The organism is Ferdinandcohnia sp. SAFN-114 (assembly GCF_059415045.1).
Window position 1 is genome coordinate 24,550 of the sequence record NZ_JBPFDQ010000013.1, and the last position, 22,903, is coordinate 47,452.

A 22,903-nucleotide genomic window follows, 5' to 3' on the forward strand; every position below is an offset into this window, starting at 1 on the left:
TGAATCATAGATAAAATGCATAGGTTTTATAATTAATATTCATTTTACTTATGATTTTATATCGGTTACATTATTAATTGTTAGGGTAATAATATCTTGAATTAAAGATTCTTTAATTCAGTGTTTATTGTTTTTCTATTATTACTTGATTGTACTTATTGAGGGGGGGTTGATAGAGATTCATATTGATTCAAATTGATGTAAACGTTACTTCTAAAGACTTAACAGCATGAATAAAGGGGAAAATTAAAATGGATATATTAGGTATATTGGGGATCTTATTAGGTATCGTCACAATCGTTCTCTTTATTATTAAAAAGTTCAATATCATCGTTGCTGCACCTATAGCGACGATTGTCGTGTTGCTTTTTAACGACGTACCGATACTCGAAACTGTATTTGGCAAGGAAAACTCGTATATGACGTCTCTTGCTGGGTTTATTGCATCCAATTTCGCGATTTTCTTATTAGGTTCTATCCTAGCGAAGTACATGGATAAAAGTGGGGCAACGGTTTCAATTGCAAATAAAGTATTGTCTGTAGTAGGAACCAAAAATCCGTACAACGCATTAGTGGCATTGTTTATTATTTCTGCTTTGCTTACGTACGGTGGTATTAATGTATTCGTGATTATCTTTGCATTAATTCCAATGGCGAAACCAATCTTTAGACAACTAAATCTTTCGTGGAAATTAGTTACCATACCCGTATTTGGTGGTACTTCAACATTCACAATGACGATGTTGCCAGGGGCACCTTCATTACACAATGTTGTTCCTTCAACGGCTTTAGGTACTACATTAACGGCTGCGCCGGTTATTGGAATTGTTACTTCCATCGTAGCCATACTATTTATTCTAATTTTCATGAAATTCTCGTTGTCCAGAAGTTTAAAGAAAAACGAAACATTTAGTGTAGATGAGAAGGTTGAAAGTGGTAATGAGGCATCTAAACGTGACCTCCCACCATTCATTTTCAGTTTACTTCCTATTATCGTGTTATTGGGCATCATATTAGTATTTAGTTCTGTAAGTAACATCATTATTGTCGCTCTTATTGCTGCGATTGTGTTGAGCGCTTTATTATTCCGCAAACAAATTGCACAACAAAAAGATGTATTAAATCAGGGTGCTAACGAATCGTTATCTTCCACAATTACTACTGGTAGTACGATTGCGTTTGGTAGCATTGCAACAAGTGTTCCTGCGTTTAAGGGCGTATTCCAATTGATTCAATCGATTCCTGGACCTCCAATACTTTCATTAATGATTGGGACAGGTCTTATCGGGGGTATTACTGCTTCAGCGGTTGGTGCAATCGGAATTTCTGTTGCGAATTTTGCCCCTATTTATTTGGAAATGGGACTAGACCCTGAAACAGTTCACCGCGCAATCGCAATCGGTTCTGGAGCACTATCAATTGTCCCTTACTCTGGATTCTTGATTATCTTTAACAATATAACTGGTTTAACAATGAAAGACACTTTCAAAAATGGATTTATCAGTATTAGTGTTACCCACTGGATTGCAATGGCAGTTATTGTCATCATGACAATCTTAGGATTAGCTTAAGTTGAATGAATCTTTGCAAAGACGTGACAAGAAGGACTTTATTTTAGAGTGCTTTTTGTAATAAAAAAAATCATCTGGAGGAATTGATCATGAGTAAAAAAATTGGATTTGTTGGATTAGGAACAATGGGCTTCCCAATGGCAGTTAACTTAAAGAAAGCTGGGTTTGAAGTTATCGGTTATGATGCATTTAAAGGTGTTTATGAGAAAGCAGAAGCTGCTGGATTTACTATGGTTGATACGTTAAAAGAAGTGGCGGAACTAGCCGACGAAGCAATTATCTCAATGGTACGTGACTATGCGCAAAATGTTGATGTAATCTTCAGTGAAAATGGTCTATTATCTGCACAGCCAAAAAATAAAACAGTCATTGTTATGAGTACACTTGATCCTCAAACAATGAATGAATTAGGTGAAAAAGTTGAAAGTGAAAGTGATTTGTCATTAATTTCAGCAGCAGTAAGTGGAGGTCGTTCAGGTGCAGAAGCTGGAACACTATCCATTATGACAGCTGGGAATGAAGAGATTGTAAAGTCTTTCCACCCATACTTTGACGCAATCGGCTCTAACACATTCTACTACGGCAGCGAGCCAGGTAACAGCCAAGTAGCAAAATTAGTGAATAACATGATTCTAGGCGTGAACATGAATGCAGTGGCTGAAGGACTTAAATTAGGTAAACATTATAACTTACCTGAAGAAGAAATCTTAAACCTATTAAAAGTAAGTACTGGTGATAGCTGGGTCGTTAGAAATTGGAGCGATGTATCTGAGTGGACAGCAGAAACTGCATTATCCGTTCTACTTAAAGACTTAATTGCTACTTACAACCAAGGCATTAAACATAATGTATCTATGCCGTTCAATGCCTTATCTTCTACACAATTATTTGACTCTATGGGTAAAGAAAAACCAAAAGCGTAATTTAGTTAGTCGGCCTTCCGGTGAATCGGAAGGCTTTTTTTGTGGCTACAAATTTTGTTTGGTCCGATATAATAGTGTTTTGGTCCGATATAGTAAGATTTATGTCCGATAAAATTCAGCACTTGTCCGATATCCTGCCAGCATTGTCCGATCTTTACGGAGTTTTGTCCGATATCCTCTGATTCAGAAGTTAGTTCTCATGAACCCACTCCAATATCGTTTTAAAATCTGCCACTCTGTTCAACGAGAAATGGCCACTGGGACAGGTACCCCCTCTGTGCTATACTAGATTCCATATTATGGTTTGGAGGGTCTTTTTTTGAATTTGATCTTAAATTTTTTTAAAAAGATGACGTTACAACATAAGTTGTTTTACATTATCCTTCTCCTTTGTTTTCTAGCTAGCATTGTGTTTGTCTATAACAATTATACTTTTTATGAACGTCCGATTGTTAAAGTTATTGAAGTAAGTTTGGAAGATGAGACGGAAATGGAGGATGGGCTTGAGAACAAAGACACATTGTTCACCCAGCACATCATTGGGGAAATAAAAAATGGCGAAGAAAAAGGAAGCCTGATTCATCTTGAAAATGAATACTCCTCCTCAAAAGCGTACGATTACGAATTTCGTGTTGGGAATGAATTGTTTGTCACGATTGATGTGGATAACAAAGGGGATACAGAATTAACTGGCACAATCCTTGAAGTTAAACGTGATAAATATCTACTAATTGTTGCTTGGATTTTTATTTTTATTTTGCTTATTGTTGGGAAAAAGCAAGGGCTGTACTCTATTTTCAGCTTGGTAATCAACGCTCTCATTTTATCGTATGCCTTGGATCTTTATTTGGACAAACCGGACCGAAGTCTATTAATGATATGCAGTATAGGTATTATTTTCTTTACGGTCATATCACTGTTACTCGTCAATGGTTTTAATGAAAAAACGTATAGCGCGATTATCGCAACCCTACTTGGCACTTTTGTTTCTTTAGCCGTTGCGTATCTAGTAATATGGTTGACTGCCGGTGAAGGTCTCCGCTATGAAGAACTGCAATTTATCACACGCCCGTATAAAACAGTGTTTATGGCTGGGTTATTTATTGGTTCCCTTGGGGCTGTGATGGATGTAGCAATTACCATGTCTTCTTCAATCTTTAGTTTGTTTGAAAAAAATAATAAGATTTCCGTAAAAGCACTTGTGAAGTCTGGGTTGGAAATTGGGAGAGACATCATGGGAACGATGACAAATATTCTGTTTTTTGCATACATAAGTGGTTCGATCCCATTATTGATTCTATATTTTAAAAATGCATCTCCATTCGGTTTTACTCTGAACATGAATCTTTCGCTAGAACTAGCCCGTGCACTAGCTGGTGGGATCGGAATTGTATTAACCATTCCGATTGGGTTGTACACGACGATATTTTTCATTAGTAGAAAGAGGGCGAGATTATGAATGCTTTAGTCTTACTTGCCGCCATTTTATTTATCTTAATGGCTCTTATCGGTGGAAAAAAAGGGATACGGTCCTTTTTAGCATTGTTCTTTAATTTTGGTGTGCTCATGATTACCGTCATTTTTATGAATGATCCGAATCTGAATCCGATTTATCTAACCCTAATAGCATGTGTTGCAATAAGTGGTATTAATCTTTTTTATATCAATGAAGTAAATAGTAAAACAAAAACAGCCTTTATTTCTACGATAATCACAACGGTCATACTGCTGTTGTTTATTATCGTGATTACCGACAAAACAATGATTCAAGGGTTTGGAGAAGAAGAAATCGAAGAGCTTGGTATGTTCTCACTTTATATTGGAGTCGATTTTGTAAAAATTGCGGCTTCCGTCATCATAATGAGTACCATTGGCGCCATTACAGATGCAGCAATTGCAATCTCATCGCCTATGCGTGAAATTTATTTCCATAATCCGAATCTAAGCCGCAAGGAATTATTTGCTTCTGGATTAAGCATAGGAAGGGATATCCTTGGTACAAGTACCAATACATTATTCTTCGCCTTCTTTGGAGGCTATCTTGCCCTATTAATTTGGTTTAAGGATTTACATTATTCAATGGGTGAAATCGTAAACTCAAAGATATTTAGCTCCGAAATGGTGACGATTCTTATTGCCGGAATTAGTGTAACGCTTGTTATTCCCATTACCGCATGGATTACGGCCTACTTCTTCGTGAAAAAAGCAAACTAAATTGTGGCGGGTCACAGGGACAGGTCCATAGTAACAACTGGGACAATGGACCTGTTCATCTGTCCCTAATCCCTTTTTGTTAGAAAGGCATCTAGTTTTTGGATGACGTCACTACTCATATAGGGCTCTATTTTTTTCACTTCTTCTTTAATGTTCTCTTCTTTTACTTCAATTAGTTGAAAGAACCGAGAAAGGACTTCGTGATTTACTGCCAATTGTTTGGCGAACTTTTCTCCTTTTTCTGTGAGGGTAATAATCCCATATCGTTGAAAATCAATCAGGTCCTCCTCCTTCAACTTCTTCGACATTTTTGACGCGGATGGAACGGAAACATTCAATGACTTTGCTAATTGAGAAACACGCGCGGAACCTTCCTCATTTAAATTCCAATATATCTCCACAAGATACTGTTCTTGCTTAGCTGAAAGCATCTATTCTTACACCACCTTGAATCAAATCATTTTTCTAGAGTTACCAGGTTTATCATGATAAACATTACCTGTGATTTGATTAAAAACGTCAGAATCAATCACACCTAAAGCTCTAAGAATAATAGAGTACTTTACAATCTTCGAATATATTCTTGGACTTCTTTGCATCTTTCTCACCCTCCTTCTTGGGTCACGGGGACAGGTCCCGTGTCCCACACCATTTTTTTCTAGATAAACTAGGCCAACGTAACCCTTTAATCACGAGGCAAGCTGGGACGAGGGACCTGTCCCTCTGTCCCAAATGTTTTAGAGAGAAGTCCGTGTCTAGGGGAGCAGATGAAACTGATGAGAAAGATCACACCTGTTGCAAAAGCCATGGAACCAGAAATGGATGTATCTATCCAGAGTGCAAAATAGTATCCCATTATTGCGGATATCACCCCGAAGGATGCACTTAGACCAATCATGACTAATAGTTTGTCAGTCCAAAGATAGGCGGATGCTGCTGGTGTGATGAGCATAGCCACGACCATGATGGCACCAACGGCATCAAAGGAAGCGACTGTCGTAATGGACACAAGCGTCATAAACAAATAATGCATCCCTAGTACTGGAATACCAATACTTGCTGCAAGAGACGGGTCAAAGGTTGTGAGCTTCCACTCCTTATAAAAGAGCCCGATAACCAATATAACGACAACTAGTACAACGAGTAACATAAGTGTTGCAAGAGGGATTTCTCCAAGTACAGGCACAAAAATTGTATTCCAAGGAACAAATGAGATTTCTCCCATCAATGCGTGCTGCACATCAAGATGCGCATTTCCAACCTTTGTCGCAATCAAAATAACACCAATCGCAAAAAGAGTTGTAAAAACGACGCCGATGGATGCATCCTGCCCCACGCCTTTTGAATGGAACCACTGTACTAAAAACGTCGTTATGATTCCTGTTATGGCAGCACCGATGACCATGTGAATTCCACTTAAGCTATGCGTAAGCAGGTAGGCCATCACAATCCCAAGCAACACGGTGTGACTTATCGCATCTGCCATCATTGCCATTTTTCGAAGGATGAGAAATACCCCCACGATTCCACAAGAAATACCAACTAGTGAAGCTGTTACAAGGATCCATGCTGTGTACGTCATGAATTTCCCTCCTTGACAATAGAGTTTGCAACCATCTGTTCATATACTTCTTTTCGTTTATTTCGTAACATCATAGATTCAACGATTAACCCTTTTTTAATTCCTAAAAATAAGGATACTAGAAAGATAGAACCTGATGTCACGACAATGAATGGCCCCGTTGGTAATCCAACTCCTAAAGCGCTAATTGTTGTTCCAACAGCACCTGAAATCCCACCGAAGATCCCTGATAACCACATCATGGTTTTGAATGAATGCGTCCAATATCGTGCACTGACAGGGGGAATGATTAATAATGCTGACATAAGAATGACACCAACCGCCTGAATTCCTACGACAACCGTGAGTACGAGTATTAATAAATAGATGATGTTCATCCCTTTTATGGATAGGTTGAGACCCTTTGCAAAGTTCGGGTCAAACAGAAACAGCTTCCATTCCTTAAAGCCAATTACAACTATAAAAATCACGGCAATTGCTAAAATTGACATGGTCATTACATCTGACGAGACCATCGAGGCAGCTTGCCCAAAGATAAAATTGTTTAAACCAGCCTGATTTCCTGTACTCGTCTTGTTCACAAGAGTCAAAAGAACAATTCCTCCGCCAAAAAACACGGCTAAAATCATCCCCATCGCTGTGTCTTCGGTGATACGAGTTGTTGATTTTATTAACATGATACAGAATGCCCCAAGTAGCGCACTAATAGAGGCTCCAATCATTAAAACAAACAAGTCTTTCACCTGAAATAGTAGAAAGATCAATACTACTCCAGGAAGAGCTGCATGTGAAAGTGCATCACTCATCAGACTTTGCTTTTTCCAATAAGCTAAACAACCAACCAATCCTGCAGCTATTCCAAGGAGCAATGTACTAAGCAAAACCCATTGAAAGTTACTTGAGAGTAGAATCGACAACGCCAACTCCCTCCTTTAACCATCGAATGGTTCCACCATAAGTTCTTTCTATATTTTCAGTTGTGAAGGTTGAAGTCACTTCACCGTGTGCGATTACAGAACGATTTAAAAATAAGACTTGATCAAAGTAATCTTCTACTGTCTGAAGATCATGATGAACAACGAGTACAGTTCTACCTTCATTTTTCAATTCGTTTAAAATCGTCATTATCGCTCTTTCTGTAGCTGCATCAACACCAGCAAGCGGTTCATCCATGAAATATAAATCTGCATCTTGGATCAAAGCCCTCGCTAAGAAGACCCGCTGCTGCTGTCCACCTGACAATTCACTAATTTGTCGATGTGCATAATCAGCCATCCCCACTTTATCCAATGCCTCAAGTGCCTTTACACGATGATGTTTGTTTGGCCACTTTACCCATCCGATTTGTCCGTACATCCCCATCATCACAACATCCAATGCATCCGTAGGAAAATCCCAATCCACAGATCCTCTTTGCGGTACGTACCCAACTCGTGCCTTTTCCTTTTTTAAAGTGGTTCCGAAAAAAGAAGTTGTACCTGTTAAACGTGGGTGAAGTTCAAGTAAAACTTTAATTAGTGTTGATTTCCCCGCTCCATTTGGACCGACGATGCTTGTTAGCGACCCTTGGTTGATTGTAAATGACACATCGTGTAAGACAGTATTCTTTCGATATGCAGCACTAAGCCCATCCACAGTTAATACACTCATTCGTTAACACTCCTAGTTAAGTTATCGTATACGGTATTTACATTGTGAAGATACATTCCTAGATAAGTACCTTCCTCAGTTCCATCCTGCCCCATCGCATCTGAGAAAAGCTCTCCTCCCAACGAAACATCTAGACCTTTTTTAGCGGCACCCTCAATTACTGCCTTGATCGAGTTTTGGTTGATACTACTTTCTACAAAGACAGACGGTACCTTTTTTTCAAGTAATAAATCAACTGTTGATTGGATATCAGATATTCCAACTTCATCCTCTGTACTTAAACCCTGCAAACCAACCACTTCAATGTCATACATGCGGCCAAAATAGCCAAATGCATCATGCGCAGTGACAAGGACACGTTGTTCTACTGGAATACTTGACATCTTCTTCGTTGCCTCTGCCTTTAGCTCATCGATTTTAGCAAAATAATCTTGTTTGTTTTCCTCAAAATAGTTGGCATTCTCTGGTGAGAGTTCTATTAAATTTTCTGTTGCACTTTCTAATGCTGTCTTCCAAAGGTCTAAGTCAAACCAAATATGCGGGTCAATTGCACCACCCTCATCCTTTAACAATTGACTTTCATCAATAGATTCTCCAATCGCAAATACTGGTTTTGTTTCTTTTAATTTGTCAAAAACTTCTCCTAAATTCCCTTCCAGGTGTAATCCATTGTAAAAAATGATATCTGCATTTTGTAGAGTGGCGATATCTCCCTGGGTAGCTTGATACAAATGCGGATCAACTCCAGGACCCATAAGACTTATAATTTCAACCCGGTCTCCACCAATGATTTGCATGGGTTCCCCTATTTGTGCAATCGTTGTGATAACTTGAATCTTTCCGCTTCCAGAATCTCCGTCATACGTTTGATTTGTTGTTGCATTACATCCAATAAGTACCCACGACATACATACTCCCAAAATAAATAGTCCGAAGATGGATTTTACTTTTTTCATTTTTTCCCCCTCCTTGCATTAATGAAGAAATGTTGCACAAAGGAAACTTTTTGAGTAAAAAAAATAAGTTGTTCGACTTTCCTAACCGACAAAAAGTTTCCTTAAGGAAAAATTAACTCATTACAACCTATTCTGTCAAGATGAATTTTTAGAAAACTATAAAAATGGGCAAAAGCGGAAATTCCGCCGGACAAAGGGCAGGTTCCCTATCCCAGGCTAGGCTCGGGGAGGATGAGGTTATGGCGTTTATGAAGAACTTTTCTGTCGTGTTTTTTGCTCGATATGGTCTTCAACGGGCTTATGAAGGACTTTTCGACTGTCTTTTTCGCTCGAAGTGGTCTTCATGCTTACATAGCACATACTATAACTAAAACCATCTAATGCAAAAAGCCAATTCCCCTCCATTTGGGAATCGACTCTTTGCGTTTGAAACACAGGAACGGATGGAACAATGGATCTGTCCCTATAGTGCTTCTTTTATGATTTTTTTGTAATACATCACAGATAGGATACCGAAGATGGAGTAGAGCAGGGTGTATAGGACCATGACGATAATCATCGGGGTCCAGAGTTCCGTTCCGAACCAGAACCATCCTGATTTTACGGCAAAGTAACTATGAGATAACCCGACCACTAATGGTATACCGAAGTTAAATAATTGTTTGATTTTGATCCCATTTATCAGGTCCGTTCTTGTGAAACCTAATTTACGCAAAATCGTGTAGCTTCCTTTTTCCTCTTCACCTTCATCCATCTGTTTGAAATAGAGGATACAACCTGAGGTAATCAAGAAGACTAATCCAAGAAACCCGACGATAAACATGATCATGCCCATATTTCTTTTTTGGTTGGTAAAGGAATCTAATTGTGATTCATGTGCAGCCCATTCTGCTATACCTAATTCATGAAAGATATCGTTTGCCTTCTCCAAGTCAGCTCTCTCTTTGACATCAATCCCAATTGACTTCGTAAATTCACTGGCTATTTCTGGTTCTGCATCAGATGCTAATTTCTGATAAACTGTATCGTCCACAACCGCGACCGGTAACCCTCCATTTGTTAAGCGCAATGGAAGTACATTTTTTTCCTCAAATCCTACAAACTCTAAATCAATCGATGTTGTCTTACCTTTTACAGTAAATTCCCCTTTGTTAAAAGTCATAAATGACTCGATAGCAGAGTTGTTATTGACAAATAGTGATTGATTTTCAGCAACATCTAAATCATCAACTGAATCATCCGAGATAATGACCAACGGCATTTGATCGATACCATCTGCATTTGACGGTTGCTCTAAGCTAATTTCAAGTATATTTGTTTGGTCTGAAACAACATGCAAAAATTCAGTTTCTGTAATCGAATGGCCAATCTGATTTTTATTCAACTCTTCAATAAATTGGCTAGCACGCTCTTCATTCGGTATCGAAAAGTCATAAACGACAGATTCTGCCGCTGATTTTTCTGCTGAATAATACGAAATATACGTGAGTGACAGCAGCCCTAGAGATAGAGCAGAAACTGTTGTAATAACTGTTAGTAAAATAGAATTGGATTTCATACGAAACATAATCGACGATAATGACAGTACTTTATTCACAGACAAATACCCGTTATTCTTTTTTCGGATTAGATTAAAAACAAATCGTATTGATCCTTTGTAAAAAAAGTACGTTCCAATAATTACAGAGCCTAAGATGGCTATCATAGCCATGAACAGACCTTCCATCGTCGTAAACTGTCCATCGAATAGCTTGGTTGATAAATAATAGCCAAAGATGATGAGCCCAAGTCCGAGAACACCAATCACTACTTCAAGTACGGAGACCTTACGTCTTTTATCTTCTGTTGTTGAACTCGTATTGAACAATGATAAAATTTCCTGTTGTTTAATAAACAAGGCATTTATTGCCATAATCACCACATAAATAGCAGCAAACACAAGCACCGTTTGAACAAGAGCTTCAGGTGAAAAACGGAGCTTGGCAACCTCATTGATTCCAATGACTTTTAATAAAATCATCATTACAAGCTTTGAAGATACAAAACCGAGAAAGATTCCTATAATCATGGAACCGAAATACAGAATCATGTTTTCGACACTTAAAATCCAAAATGTTTTTCCTTTTGAAATACCGACTAATTGGAACAACCCAATTTCCTTCCCACGCCGCTTAATAAACAACGTATTAGCATAAACGAGAAAGACCATGACGATGCCTATGAGCGTCACAGACGCAGCCTTCATCGCAGCAGCGCCCTTAATTGACCCCGCCGCTTCATCCATTGCTGGGTCATACTGCAACGTGACAAAGGCAAAATACAACGAAACACTAAAAATGAGTGCAAACACATATAAATAATAGTTTTTGATGTTCTTTACTAGATTTCGGAAGATGAGGCTTTTAAAGCTCATGCTGCACCCCACCTAACACAGCCTGGGTCTTAATGATATCGTTAAAGAAGTCCTGTCTGTTCTCCTCGCCTCGATTTAATTTCGTAAAGATTTGCCCATCTCTAATAAAAATTACCCGGCTACAGTAGCTTGCTGCTTGTGGGTCATGGGTGACCATCACTATGGTTGATTCCCGTTTTTCATTTAAGTAACTTAGTTTGTTTAGCAAGTCTGAAGCCGACTTCGAATCAAGCGCCCCTGTTGGTTCATCCGCAAAAATAATACTTGGTTCATGTACGAATGCACGTGCTGCTGAAGCCCGCTGCTTTTGACCTCCTGAAATCTCGTTCGGGTATTTATCTTTCACTTCAAAGATTCCTAATTCCTTTGCCACATCCTCAAACATGACTTGGGCAGCCCTCGGTGAAATCTTATTTACTGTTAGTGGTAGCATAATATTTTCTTTGACTGTTAATGTATCTAATAGATGATATTCCTGAAATATAAACCCGAGGTGTTGTTTGCGAAATTCAGCGAGTTGTTTGTCTTTCATGCTTGTGAATTCCTTGCCTTCCACTCGGATTGACCCTGAGCTCACGCGGTCAATGGATGAAAGTACGTTTAGTAACGTAGTTTTACCAGAGCCTGAAGGACCCATAATTCCTACAAATTCGCCCTTTTTAACCTCGATATCGATTCCTTTAAGAACCTCTTGGCGGTTCCACTTGTTTCCGTATGTTTTTACAATCTTATTCGCTTCTAAAATGTTCAATTGTATCAACTCCTTACCTCTAGCATAGACGGGGTTCGTCTCATTTTCCTTCGAATCACCGAACAAAATATGAAAGCATGTGACATTCTTGTCACATGCTTGTTAGCTTAAGGAAATCATTCTTTTTCGGGAAGAGTAGTGTAAAAGTTGTTCCCTCTCCATATATAGAATGGACATCTATACTAATTTTTAACGGCTTTGCCGCATTTTTTGTGAGGTAGAGACCCATTCCTGTTGCTGCATGATCTCGATGGTCCGTTGTAGACGTGAAGCCTTTTTCAAATATGCGTGGAAGGTCTTTCTCCTTAATGCCACGTCCGTAATCTTTGACTTCTAAGACCACTTGATCAGCCTTCTGATAGCTGCGGATTTCGATATCTGCATTTTCACTATATTTTACCGCATTGGTTAGGAGTTGCCGCAATACAAATTGAAGCCACTTTCCGTCAGATACCACCTCTGAAACCTCTAGCGACATATCAAAGCCAATCCCCTTTTGAAAACACCATGATTTTAATGATTGAATTTCTTGAATGAGTAACCCTTTCAAATTCACCTTTTCGATATACAAGTCGTTTTCCATGAAAGGGATTCTCCGCCCGTGCAACTGAAGGTCAAGAAGCAAGTGAATCCGAAGCCATTCTGACATGAGTTGCTCCTTTAGCGTGTGGTCCTCGACCCGTTCAATCATTAATTTCATCGTTGTTAGTGGCGTTTTTACTTCGTGAATCCAAGATAATAAATCATCTTTTTCCTGTTCAACACTTGTTGCGTAACGACTTATTTCTTTTTTATAAAAATGGTGATGCTGGTTAAGAGCCGATTCTACCATTTTTTCAAATGGTGTGTTACTTTCCTTGAGACTCTCGATACCTACAGCTGGGTCCCACTCTTTTATATTTTTATAAAAAGCAGCTTCCCGATTGTAACGAATGACGAGAAATAAAAGAAAGATGACGAAAAAGACAAAAACAATATAGAGTACAGAACGAAAAACCAGGGATGAATCAAGATAGCCAATCAATAGGATCAACACTTGAAGAAAACAGAAAAACAGAATCCAACTACGCCTTTCAACGAGAAATTTCTTGATCATTTATGTGCCATCCTCTTCCCTTGCCAAATATCCTTGTCCGACTTTTGTTTCAATATATTGACCTAGGCCGATTTCATCAAGACGCTTTCGTAATCGATTGACGTTTACTGTCAGGGTATTGTCACTTACAAATCGTTCATCATCCCACAGGCTTTTGATGAGCTCCTCACGGCTGACGATTTGGTTTACATGATCAATTAGGATTTTCAAAATAAACATTTCATTTTTTGTTAATTCAATTGTTCCATTGTCCTTTTGCACGGTGTTATTTACGTAATCAACAGATGCCCCATTCCAAATTTTCAAATGAATTTGCTGTTCAAGGCTATAGTTGTAGACTCGTCTAAGGACAGCCTGAATTTTCGCAATGAGTACATCAAAATGAAACGGTTTCTGGACAAAGTCATCCGCTCCAAGCTGCATCGACATGACCATATCCGTTGGATGATCTCTCGACGACAGAAAAATAATTGGGACCTTCGAATGCGTTCGAATCATCCGACACCAATGAAAGCCATCAAATTTCGGCAGCTGAATATCGATAATGACCAGGTCAGGTTGAATTCTAGTAAACTCCTTCATCACATTACCGAAATCATCGATCCCGTATACATCATACGACCACTGCAACAACCGCTCCCGAATCTCATTAAACAACGTCACATCATCTTCAATCAACAAAATCTTAAACACATGACCACCATCTATCTGGGACACAGGGACAGGTCCCGCGTCCCACCATTTTATGGGAATCACTCCCTCATACTCCACTATAATAATACCATAAACTACCACAAGAGGCCTGAACCATAGGATGGATTCAGGCACTATATTTCAAATAAGATTTTATCCCGACGAAACAGAAAGTTTGTTTACTTACTCGTTTTATTGACACTACCCATGCTCTTAATATCTACTTCAACAGTTACATTGATATCCGCTTCAGATAGTGCTTCACACCAGTCATCCTCTACCTTTTTAAATTCCTCATACTGATAAGCTCTAGCGTAGATTCCAAATCCAAACGGGTCGATTTTATGACCTTGAACTTTCTTAAACAGTTCCTCATATCCCGTTTTCAACCGGTCCTCAATTGTTTTTTTGATTTCCATTTCATGAGATGTCATATCTACTGATAACAAACTTTCAAGAATGACGACTGACATCGAGATCTTAACATCAAACTTAAATCTGTCCTTGTCATGCGATGTTTTAACTTTTGACTTCACCGTTTTCACTTCAAAACTCAAATCATTTTTATGAAAAATCCCCTCCTCCTTTTCAGCCGGAATCGTAATGGTCGTATAACTAATTTGATGTTTCCGATTATGCTTTAAAAAGAGGAATAACGTGGATTCCGATAAATCAAGAGAATCCACATATTTTCCACGATTGTTAAGTAACGCGATTCCAGTTACTTCAACCTTTTTACCCTTTTTCACATGGGCTAAAGCTGGTGTCACTCCCTTGTCAAAAAACTCAGAATGAAGTTGTTGGAGCGTCCCTTTTTCCGTTCTTGTTCGTTTATAATTTTTATCAATATCATTCTTCAAGTACATGGCAAGTAGTGCATTGCTTTCCGGCTCATAGTTGATGACATCCGATACTTGACCGTCTACAATAACCACTCTTGTATTAAGCGAAAAATTGTTGTTCCGGTACATTGTATCTAGTATAGGAAACCAATCTTCATGTTCCACAACTCGTTTTCCTAATAAAAGGATTTGGATTTTGGCAGAAGATATCTCGCCACCAGTCACTGAATCAAAAAACTTTCTAGAATCTCGAATGGTATCAGCCTTTGTGTGGTATGTATCCCTTTGCGACTTTGCCCCCTTACTAAATACAGGGCTTGAATCATAAAAAATGAGGTTATTGTCCTCATCAAGGTCAATCCCAAGGACGAAGACAATCGTCGTATCCTCTAATGGCACTTGGTATCCACAGCTTGTAAGCATCATTAAAAGTGGAAGAAACAAAAGTCGAAGAACACAACGTTTCATTTCAAGCCCCTCCTCTTCATTAGCCCATGTATGAGGACATACCCCCATAAACAAATCGGGAAAACATACGAAAAGAGAATACTTATTCTATGTATTTCCTTAGCCCAAATTAATTCCATACGTACAGAGGGAGGATACACTAAAACAAAAATTACACTAATGATTAGGAACCAGAATAACGGTTTTGAGTGATCCTCTTTTCCAAATATCCAGCTTGTATTAAACACAGATACGAACATAAGTGGAAGGACTTTTGTAGACATCACAAATATATAAAATGCAAATACTACAATCTCTAGACGTTCGATAAAGGTAAATTCAATAACCTTCAAGATTGTAATCGTTGGTTCATTAAATTTTGTAATTTCATCAGGACTAAAGACCACAAATGCTACCAGCGTAATAATTAAATAAGCAATCATCGTAATTGTATTCGCGATAACAACTCCAATTGAGGCATTTTCCTTCTTTTGTAAAAAGGGATAAAGGTAAAAGGCGATATCAAATCCAACATATATAATAATGCTGATTTTTAAAGTTTTCATGACGGGGTGCCAGCCTTCCTTTAAAAGCGGAAGAAGGTTCAGAAATTCGCCTTCCTTAAAAGAAAAGGAATATAAGACAAGAATCCAAATCGTCATTAAAAAAACTACCACCGAATATCTGCCTATAATTTGAATATTGTTACGGACCAATAAATACGATGGGATCGATAACAAAATCAATAATAAAAAGATAGAAACTCTTGGTAGGACCCAAGCTTGTATAAACATCGCCTCTGTAATAAAGGAGTAGAGTGCTAATAAACCAAAATATACAGCTAGGATTCCCCCAACCACTTTAGCAGCCCACTTCCCAAAGTAATGTTTCAACAGGTCAAGAATCGTTCCATTCGGGTATGTTTTCATAATTTGAATAACAACTAAACTAGTAACTGTAGCAATGAACCATCCTATTATTATGCCAATCCACCCATCAGTCCCTGCCTTTTCTGCTAAATCTCTAGGTAAGGTAAGGACGCCAACTCCTATTTCGACACCATGAATTAATAAGATGTATTGGACGGTTGATATTTGTTTACCTTGTACATTCATCATTGTTTGTCTTCCTTTGGACGACTTGAATCCGCCCTTCTCAATTGAATAGCTAAAGAACTAACCGGACGTTTGGTGATTGACCAATGTGGAAAGCGTATAAACAAATCCTTCCAGTCCTGAATTCTCAAGGGAGAAACTGGACTAGTATAGGAGACACCAAGTGATTTTAGCTCAATTAAATGGATGAGTAATGTCATTAAACCTACACTTAATCCAACAAATCCAAATAAAGATGCGATAATCATCATTGGAAATCGAATAAGCCTGATGGAGGCTCCCATTTGATAATTTGGAATGATAAAAGAGGCAACTGCAGTAATTGCAACAACAATGACCATAATATTACTAACGATTCCGGCCTGTACGGCAGCCTGCCCAATGACTATACCACCGACAATTCCTATGGTTTGCCCAATTTTGGCTGGGAGTCGAATCCCGGCCTCACGTAACATCTCCAAGGCAATTTCCATAATTAATGCTTCAATGAACGGTGGAAATGGTACCCTTTCTCTCGACACACCGATAGACATGAGCAGTTTTAAAGGAATCACCTCAAAATGAAAGGCTATGATTGCGATATAAGTCGCTGGTAAAAAGATCGCCGTAAAAAAACCAACATACCTTAACAGCCGGATAAAGGAGGCGACCAACCAACGCGACGTATAATCATCTATGCTCTTAAAAAAGGAAAAAAATGTAGATGGCGCAACTAAGACATTAGGTGCTCCATCCACCACTATCACAATTCTTCCCGCTAAAATTTCCAAAACTGCAAAATCAGTACGCTCAGTTATAAGAAATTGTGGGAATGGCGAATAGGGATTATCCTCTATGTATTCATCTAATAAATTACAATTTGTAATACTATCAACCTTAACCTTTTGAAGACGGTTTTCAAGTTCCTTAATCAAATCCGGATTGGCAACATCGTCTAAGTATAAAAGGGAGACCTTCGTTTTCCCTCTTTCACCAATTCTATATTCATTTATTTTTAAACGTTGATTTTTAATATGTTTTCGGATGAGTGCAATATTTGTACTTCCAGATTCAGTAAACCCGATATGTTCACCATAAACGGAAGACTCAATCGGGGTATCCTCAATGGATCGCTCCGGCCATTTTCCAGTATCTAAAAGGAATGCAACTTGGGACCCGTCCACAAACAAGACACTTTTCCCATGCAAAATTTCGTCCGTGATTTTTGACCACGTATTCACTTCCTTGATTTGAGTAACAGATACCTTAAGTGTCGAATCCTCATTAAAATCATCAATATGGAATAACAAAGGTCTTAATACATGCTCACTGACCACCGTTGAATCTGTAAGCTCACCTAAATAAACGAGTGCAGCTTTCGCATTTGTTTGTTTAATCACAAGGTTGGTCACGACTAAATCAGGTGTTTTACTAAAAATGTTTTGTATCTCATTGACGTTATTTATTACATCTAGGCTAATCAGTTCCGTTTGAGGTCCCGAATTCTCGTTAGGGTCGGTTTGTAGCTGTTGCAATTCCTTTTTATCCTTTTTGAAAAATGACATATGAAAACCACCTACAATATGATGGTTTAGTATGCGACAATAATTGGAAAAACATTCAAAAATAGAGATGGGTTAATGCTCGGTTTTTCAAGGTAGAATGGTTACGCCTATAATGTTTTAATAGTTAGCCCAATGCGACGTCAAGTATCATCATCACAACAAATCCAATCATTAAACTCATGGATGCGAGATCTTTATTGCCTTTTTCCTGAGAACTTGGAATGACTTCTTCTGCGACAACAAAAATCATCGCACCAGCCGCAAAGCTTAATGCGTATGGAAGCAATGGTTCAATGAAGGATACCGCAACTGCCCCAACAACTGCAGCAATCGGCTCGACCATCCCTGAAAATTGCCCGTAAAAGAAGCTCTTTCGACGGGACATGCCGTCCCCTCTTAACGGCATTGAAACCGCAATACCTTCCGGAAAGTTTTGAATGCCAATTCCAAGGGCCAAGGTCAAGGCACCCGCTAAAGAAGCTTCCGTCCCTCCATTAGCAAGGGCACCAAACGCGATTCCAACAGCCAATCCCTCAGGAATATTATGAAGTGTAATCGCGAGAACTAAGAGCGTACTTCGCTTTTGTCCTTTTGGATGTAAGCCTTCTGCGTCATTGATAGGTGCATTTGGGTGAAGATGAGGCAAAATCTTATCAATTCCCCATAGAAAAATGCCCCCTAACAGGAATCCGAGCGCTGCGGGAAACCAAGCACCAATTTGATTGTCGCTGGACATCTCAATCGCTGGTCCCAAAAGCGACCAATAGCTAGCAGCAATCATTACGCCTCCAGCGAAACCTAACATACTATCCAAAAGACGCTGATTGATCGTCTTTGTTGCAAAAACAAGGGTTGCCCCTAGTGCAGTCATCCCCCATGTAAACAAAGTTGCAATCAACGCTTGCATAACCGGATGAAAATTCTCGAAAAAGTCTACCATACTCAAGAACTCCTTTTTAACCAATTACATGATAGTTTAGCTTAACCAATCTTAGGGTAAATTATGGGGCAGGGTTGGGTATGAGGTGGAGTTGGACAGATACAGATTGAGTTTTCGGGTTATCGGACAAACTTTTCCGGTTATCGGATACAGGCTCCAGGTTATTGGACATAAATTAAGGTTAACGGACACAGTTTCCCTTTTATCGGACATAAACTGATGGATATCGGACACAAGCTCCCTTTTATCGGACATAAATTAAAAGATATCGGACAAAAGAGTAAATTTATCGGACAAACCATCGCTCATGGTTAATTTCACAAAAGAATAGCCTGCTTGCTATAATTAGTAGAAGAGAGGTGAGATCATGCAAAAACTAGTTTTTGAGGACGCGTGGAATCGGACGATTTCACAGAAAGATCGTGATATAATCCAACAGCTTTTTCGTGAGGAGACCCCGGAAAAAGGAGTTAGTTTTACACCCTTCCGGATTGCAGTAAATCACAAAAACGAACGATTAGTAACGGCAATTGTTCATAATCGAACGCCACAAAATCTTGTATTTGAAAATACATCGCTACAGCTTTTTGATGAAAAAAAACTCCTGGCTGAGCACGAATTTACCCTTCCTGCCCTCCAGGTGCCACCTGAAACCAGCATGCCGTGGACGTTTATTTTTCCACCTGATAGTTTTCAAATCCTAAATTCAATCGAACATGTGACACTTAAACGTAAAAAAGAGAAGTAGACTCCATTTTAGAATCTACTTCTCTTTTCTTTATTTGACAGGACCTTTTGTATTGTACTTCAATCCATGCAGCCTCATATCAGAGGAGTACTCAGTGCCTTTTGTCCATACTTTGACCTTAGTGACTTTCCTATATCTGCTTTTGAACTTTCGTTCGCAGAAAAGGGCTTTAAGTGAACAGCAAATTGGAAATTCTCGTTTTTTAATCGGTATGGTTCCTCCACATCTGGCCCACAGCTAGCAGACCCAAGACCATGCTGCTGATGATCCAAGTTGAACGTGATAAAATCCTGCTTTATCAAATCATATGTGTGCTGAGCCTTATCCAGATTTTCCGTTGTATAATAATGAGCACTGAAATCAATTGTTGGTTCACCTGCTACAACAAAGCCCACTCCTTCAGTATTTGTCAACGTTACCCATCGAACTTCATGACGATTGCCATTTTCCTGAGGATAGATATATGGAGTATATAGCTCCTCCACCTTTTTAGCAAAAACGCCAATTCGAGTGGCCAGCCTACTGTCACTGTAGGCCTCACCCGGACCTCTCCCATACCATGACACATCATCTAAGTAAACTGGTAACCTCATTTGCAAGCCAATCCGTGGTAATGTTATCGGGCCACCACCATCTGGACATCCTTTCACAGTAATAGATATTTCACCATTGCTAGATATTGTATACGTATAAGTAACACGAATTCCCCAGGATAAAATTGGCGGTGCAATCCGAACGTTAGAAGTAATCACTACCTGATCGCTAGTTGGTTGTTGCCACTCCACGCCATCTACACGATGTTGAAGCCAATGCAGGCCATATTTCTTCCATTCAGACGCTGAACGGTGATCATTATCGATTAACGCCCTCCATAAGTGAAGCTTTGGTCCTTCTTCCATAAGATTAATATCACGATAAGACCATGAATCCATCTTCCCATAGACAAGATTAAACTCAATCTGAAAATCCTCACCCTGTACTAAAAGCTGATTATTCTTTTCAAGACATGATAGAGGTTGATGGAAAGATGGAACAATCTCCTTTTCAATCGTACTCGTTACAGGTAATTCAAACTGCGTCCAAGCAATTTCATGTCCTGTTTTTGCCCATAGCGCATCAGCTGCCAAGGTAAATTGAAGGTTTAACCAAAAGTCTGTATCAGGTTGGATCAGTTCGGGAAGCTTGTATGGAATTCCAAGCGTCATCGTTTCACCTGGTGCAACTTCAGGAGCTGGTACCACACCATTGTCAATAACCTTTCCATCTGATTCAACTGACCACGATAAATGTAAATGACTTAAGGAAATAAAGTCATAGAGGTTCGTAATACGTACCTTTCCATTAATTAAATCTACAGCCTCGACATGAACAGGTTCAATCACTTTTTTATACTCAATTAGTCCCGGAGACGGTGTTCGATCAGGCATCACAAGCCCATCAATGACAAAATTATAATCATTCGGGGTATCACCAAAATCTCCGCCGTAAGCATAGTATTCTACTCCATCTTTTGTTTGAAGACGAATCCCATGATCACACCATTCCCAGACAAAGCCACCCTGTAAACGTTTGTATTGGTAAAATAGATCCCAATACTCTTTGATTCCACCAGGTCCATTTCCCATCGCATGGATATATTCACAAAGAATATGCGGCTTGCTTAAATCCGTTCTTTGCCCCAGCTTTTCCAAAATGTCAATAGAGGTGTACATCGTTGTATGTATATCGGAAACAGTTGGATCTCTTTTTGGATCATCACCGTATTGATTCATGATGCTTCTCGTTTCACCTTCATAGTGAACAAGGCGTGTTGGGTCATTTTCTTTGATCCATTTACCCATTGATTCATGGTTACAGCCAAATCCAGATTCATTCCCTAATGACCACATAATAATAGAAGGATGATTTTTATCGCGTGCGACCATTCGTTTAGCCCTATCTAAATACGCTTCTTCCCACTCTGGATTATCACTTAGCTGATTTCCATTACCAGCACGTTCGAAGCCATGGGTTTCTAAATCTGCTTCATCGATAACATAAAGACCATAAACATTACAAAGATCATAGAATCTCGGATCATTTGGATAATGAGCTGTTCTTACGGCATTAATATTATTCTGTTTCATCAGAATGACATCCTTCTCCATCATAGCGAGAGGTACAGCCCTACCTAAATCTGGATGATGGTCATGACGATTTACACCCTTGAATTTAATGGCCTCACCATTAATGAGGCAAACTCCGTCCTTCAATTCCACCGAACGGAAACCAGTTCTATTCGGTATCACCTCAATCTGATTTCCTGAATGATCCTTCAACGTAATCAACAAATGGTATAAATAGGGGTGTTCCGCTGACCATTTTTCTGGACTCTCTACTGGAATATCGATATGGAAACTTGCTTTTTGATTTTCCGGCAGAACCACCTGTTTAGACTGTTTGGAAACCAACTTTCCTCCCTGATCAAGAAGGCGGTATTCAAGTTGATATTTTTCAAAAGCTTGACAAGTATAGTTTTCGATTACCGTATCGATGGAAAGGATCGCATCTTTATACTGGCCATCCAGATTTGTTTTGACAAATAAATCTTGAATATGGACCTTTGGTTTTGCTAATAGATACACATCTCTAAAGATCCCACTTAACCACCACATATCCTGATCTTCTAAGTAACTGCCATCAGACCATTGATAAACCCTGACAGCTAATGTATTCTCACCTTCCACAATATATGAAGTGATATCAAATTCAGATGGAATCCGGCTACCTTGGCTGTAACCAACTTCCTGACCATTAACCCAAACGTGAAAGGCGCTGTCTACTCCCTCAAACCTCAATATCATTTTTTTCTGAAGCCATTCTGTTGGAATGTAAAAATTACGTCGGTAAGACCCGGTTGGGTTTTCTGTTGGAACGTATGGTGGCTCAACCGGAAACGGATATTGAACATTTGTGTAATGCGGCTTTCCGTATCCATTCATTTGCCAATGTGAGGGAACCATGAGACTATCCCACTCACTCACATCAAAATCATTTTTATAAAAATGCTCGGGTGCGAGTTTTGGGTTTTCAGCATAATGAAATTTCCAACTTCCATTTAATAATTTAAATCCTTCGGAATTTCCTCTTTCGTATGTTAACGCAGATTGTTCATCTGTAAACGATAGAAAGTAGGCGCGTTCAGGCAATCTTCCCCTTTGTAGGACATTTATGTTTTCCCAGTCATTTTTCTTAACCATTCAAATCCCCCCCAAATACCTTTTGAAATTCAATATTTCCTCTATCTTAATAAGATGATAAAACGCACGAAAACCCTTTCAATCTACCACTCTCTAAAGAATAGCACCTTATCTTGATCGATTTCTTAAATTATCTGTATGGATTAAAATAGTACTAGCATTCACTAAAAAAGTCTTAA

Annotated in this window: 20 protein-coding genes; 5 read left to right on the forward strand and 15 right to left on the reverse strand. The window is 39.0% G+C overall.

The genetic code is table 11. The features are described from left to right. Positions 1–251 precede the first annotated feature (251 nt). The 4 genes from ACR65M_RS06160 to ACR65M_RS06175 all read left to right on the forward strand — a co-directional run bounded on the left by ACR65M_RS06160 (position 252) and on the right by ACR65M_RS06175 (position 4,708). Positions 252–1,571, forward strand: coding sequence for a GntP family permease (locus tag ACR65M_RS06160; protein ID WP_440272864.1), 1,320 nt, complete (start codon positions 252–254; stop codon positions 1,569–1,571). 74 nt (positions 1,572–1,645) lie between these two features. Next, complete coding sequence (locus tag ACR65M_RS06165) at positions 1,646–2,494, forward strand: NAD(P)-dependent oxidoreductase (protein ID WP_341333483.1); 849 nt, start codon at positions 1,646–1,648, stop codon at positions 2,492–2,494. Between the two features lie 319 nt (positions 2,495–2,813). Beyond that, the gene (locus tag ACR65M_RS06170) at positions 2,814–3,953 is read left to right on the forward strand and encodes a YibE/F family protein (protein ID WP_440272865.1); all 1,140 of its coding nucleotides are present in this window, start codon (positions 2,814–2,816) and stop codon (positions 3,951–3,953) included. Continuing rightward, positions 3,950–4,708 (forward strand): YibE/F family protein, encoded by a 759-nt coding sequence (locus ACR65M_RS06175; RefSeq protein ID WP_341330110.1) that lies wholly within the window; start codon positions 3,950–3,952, stop codon positions 4,706–4,708. The genes ACR65M_RS06170 and ACR65M_RS06175 overlap by 4 nt, the downstream gene beginning before the upstream one ends. 65 nt (positions 4,709–4,773) lie before the next feature. On the opposite strand, the gene ACR65M_RS06180 is transcribed toward ACR65M_RS06175, so the two are convergent. From ACR65M_RS06180 to ACR65M_RS06245, 14 genes are all read right to left on the reverse strand, one after another. After that, positions 4,774–5,139, reverse strand: a complete 366-nt coding sequence (locus ACR65M_RS06180; RefSeq protein WP_440272866.1) for a metal-dependent transcriptional regulator — start codon at positions 5,137–5,139, stop codon at positions 4,774–4,776. A 21-nt stretch (positions 5,140–5,160) separates the two neighbouring features. Further along, positions 5,161–5,307, reverse strand: coding sequence for a hypothetical protein (locus ACR65M_RS06185; RefSeq protein WP_341330108.1), 147 nt, complete (start codon positions 5,305–5,307; stop codon positions 5,161–5,163). An 86-nt stretch (positions 5,308–5,393) separates the two neighbouring features. Beyond that, a complete protein-coding gene (locus tag ACR65M_RS06190) occupies positions 5,394–6,290 on the reverse strand; it encodes a metal ABC transporter permease (RefSeq protein ID WP_341330107.1) in 897 nt (298 codons plus the stop codon). Beyond that, positions 6,287–7,207, reverse strand: coding sequence for a metal ABC transporter permease (locus tag ACR65M_RS06195; protein WP_341330106.1), 921 nt, complete (start codon positions 7,205–7,207; stop codon positions 6,287–6,289). Before ACR65M_RS06195 ends, ACR65M_RS06190 begins: the two co-directional genes overlap by 4 nt. Then, positions 7,185–7,940 (reverse strand): metal ABC transporter ATP-binding protein, encoded by a 756-nt coding sequence (locus ACR65M_RS06200; protein ID WP_341330105.1) that lies wholly within the window; start codon positions 7,938–7,940, stop codon positions 7,185–7,187. Before ACR65M_RS06200 ends, ACR65M_RS06195 begins: the two co-directional genes overlap by 23 nt. Continuing rightward, positions 7,937–8,896 carry a metal ABC transporter solute-binding protein, Zn/Mn family gene (locus ACR65M_RS06205; RefSeq protein WP_341330104.1) on the reverse strand — a complete coding sequence of 320 codons (960 nt, stop codon included), beginning with the start codon at positions 8,894–8,896 and terminating at the stop codon, positions 7,937–7,939. Before ACR65M_RS06205 ends, ACR65M_RS06200 begins: the two co-directional genes overlap by 4 nt. A gap of 463 nt (positions 8,897–9,359) precedes the next feature. Further along, complete coding sequence (locus tag ACR65M_RS06210) at positions 9,360–11,309, reverse strand: ABC transporter permease (RefSeq protein ID WP_341330103.1); 1,950 nt, start codon at positions 11,307–11,309, stop codon at positions 9,360–9,362. Further along, entirely contained in the window at positions 11,299–12,060 is a 762-nt protein-coding gene (locus tag ACR65M_RS06215) for an ABC transporter ATP-binding protein (protein WP_341330102.1), read from the reverse strand. The genes ACR65M_RS06210 and ACR65M_RS06215 overlap by 11 nt, the downstream gene beginning before the upstream one ends. Before the next feature lie 91 nt (positions 12,061–12,151). Further along, positions 12,152–13,156 carry a sensor histidine kinase gene (locus tag ACR65M_RS06220; protein ID WP_440272867.1) on the reverse strand — a complete coding sequence of 335 codons (1,005 nt, stop codon included), beginning with the start codon at positions 13,154–13,156 and terminating at the stop codon, positions 12,152–12,154. Next, positions 13,157–13,849: a response regulator transcription factor gene (locus tag ACR65M_RS06225; RefSeq protein ID WP_440272888.1), complete on the reverse strand. Its 693-nt coding sequence runs from the start codon at positions 13,847–13,849 to the stop codon at positions 13,157–13,159. It lies immediately after the preceding gene. A 179-nt stretch (positions 13,850–14,028) separates the two neighbouring features. Beyond that, positions 14,029–15,159, reverse strand: a complete 1,131-nt coding sequence (locus ACR65M_RS06230) for a Ger(x)C family spore germination protein (protein WP_440272868.1) — start codon at positions 15,157–15,159, stop codon at positions 14,029–14,031. After that, a complete protein-coding gene (locus ACR65M_RS06235; protein ID WP_440272869.1) occupies positions 15,156–16,256 on the reverse strand; it encodes a GerAB/ArcD/ProY family transporter in 1,101 nt (366 codons plus the stop codon). Before ACR65M_RS06235 ends, ACR65M_RS06230 begins: the two co-directional genes overlap by 4 nt. Further along, positions 16,253–17,797 (reverse strand): spore germination protein, encoded by a 1,545-nt coding sequence (locus ACR65M_RS06240; protein ID WP_440272870.1) that lies wholly within the window; start codon positions 17,795–17,797, stop codon positions 16,253–16,255. The genes ACR65M_RS06235 and ACR65M_RS06240 overlap by 4 nt, the downstream gene beginning before the upstream one ends. Before the next feature lie 124 nt (positions 17,798–17,921). Beyond that, positions 17,922–18,737 (reverse strand): ZIP family metal transporter, encoded by an 816-nt coding sequence (locus ACR65M_RS06245; RefSeq protein ID WP_440272871.1) that lies wholly within the window; start codon positions 18,735–18,737, stop codon positions 17,922–17,924. A 367-nt stretch (positions 18,738–19,104) separates the two neighbouring features. On the opposite strand from ACR65M_RS06245, the gene ACR65M_RS06250 reads away from it, so the two are divergent. Further along, the gene (locus ACR65M_RS06250) at positions 19,105–19,485 is read left to right on the forward strand and encodes an SLAP domain-containing protein (RefSeq protein ID WP_440272872.1); all 381 of its coding nucleotides are present in this window, start codon (positions 19,105–19,107) and stop codon (positions 19,483–19,485) included. Positions 19,486–19,559: 74 nt separating this feature from the next. On the opposite strand, the gene ebgA is transcribed toward ACR65M_RS06250, so the two are convergent. After that, positions 19,560–22,724: a beta-galactosidase subunit alpha gene (gene ebgA, locus ACR65M_RS06255; RefSeq protein WP_440272873.1), complete on the reverse strand. Its 3,165-nt coding sequence runs from the start codon at positions 22,722–22,724 to the stop codon at positions 19,560–19,562. Positions 22,725–22,903 lie beyond the last annotated feature (179 nt).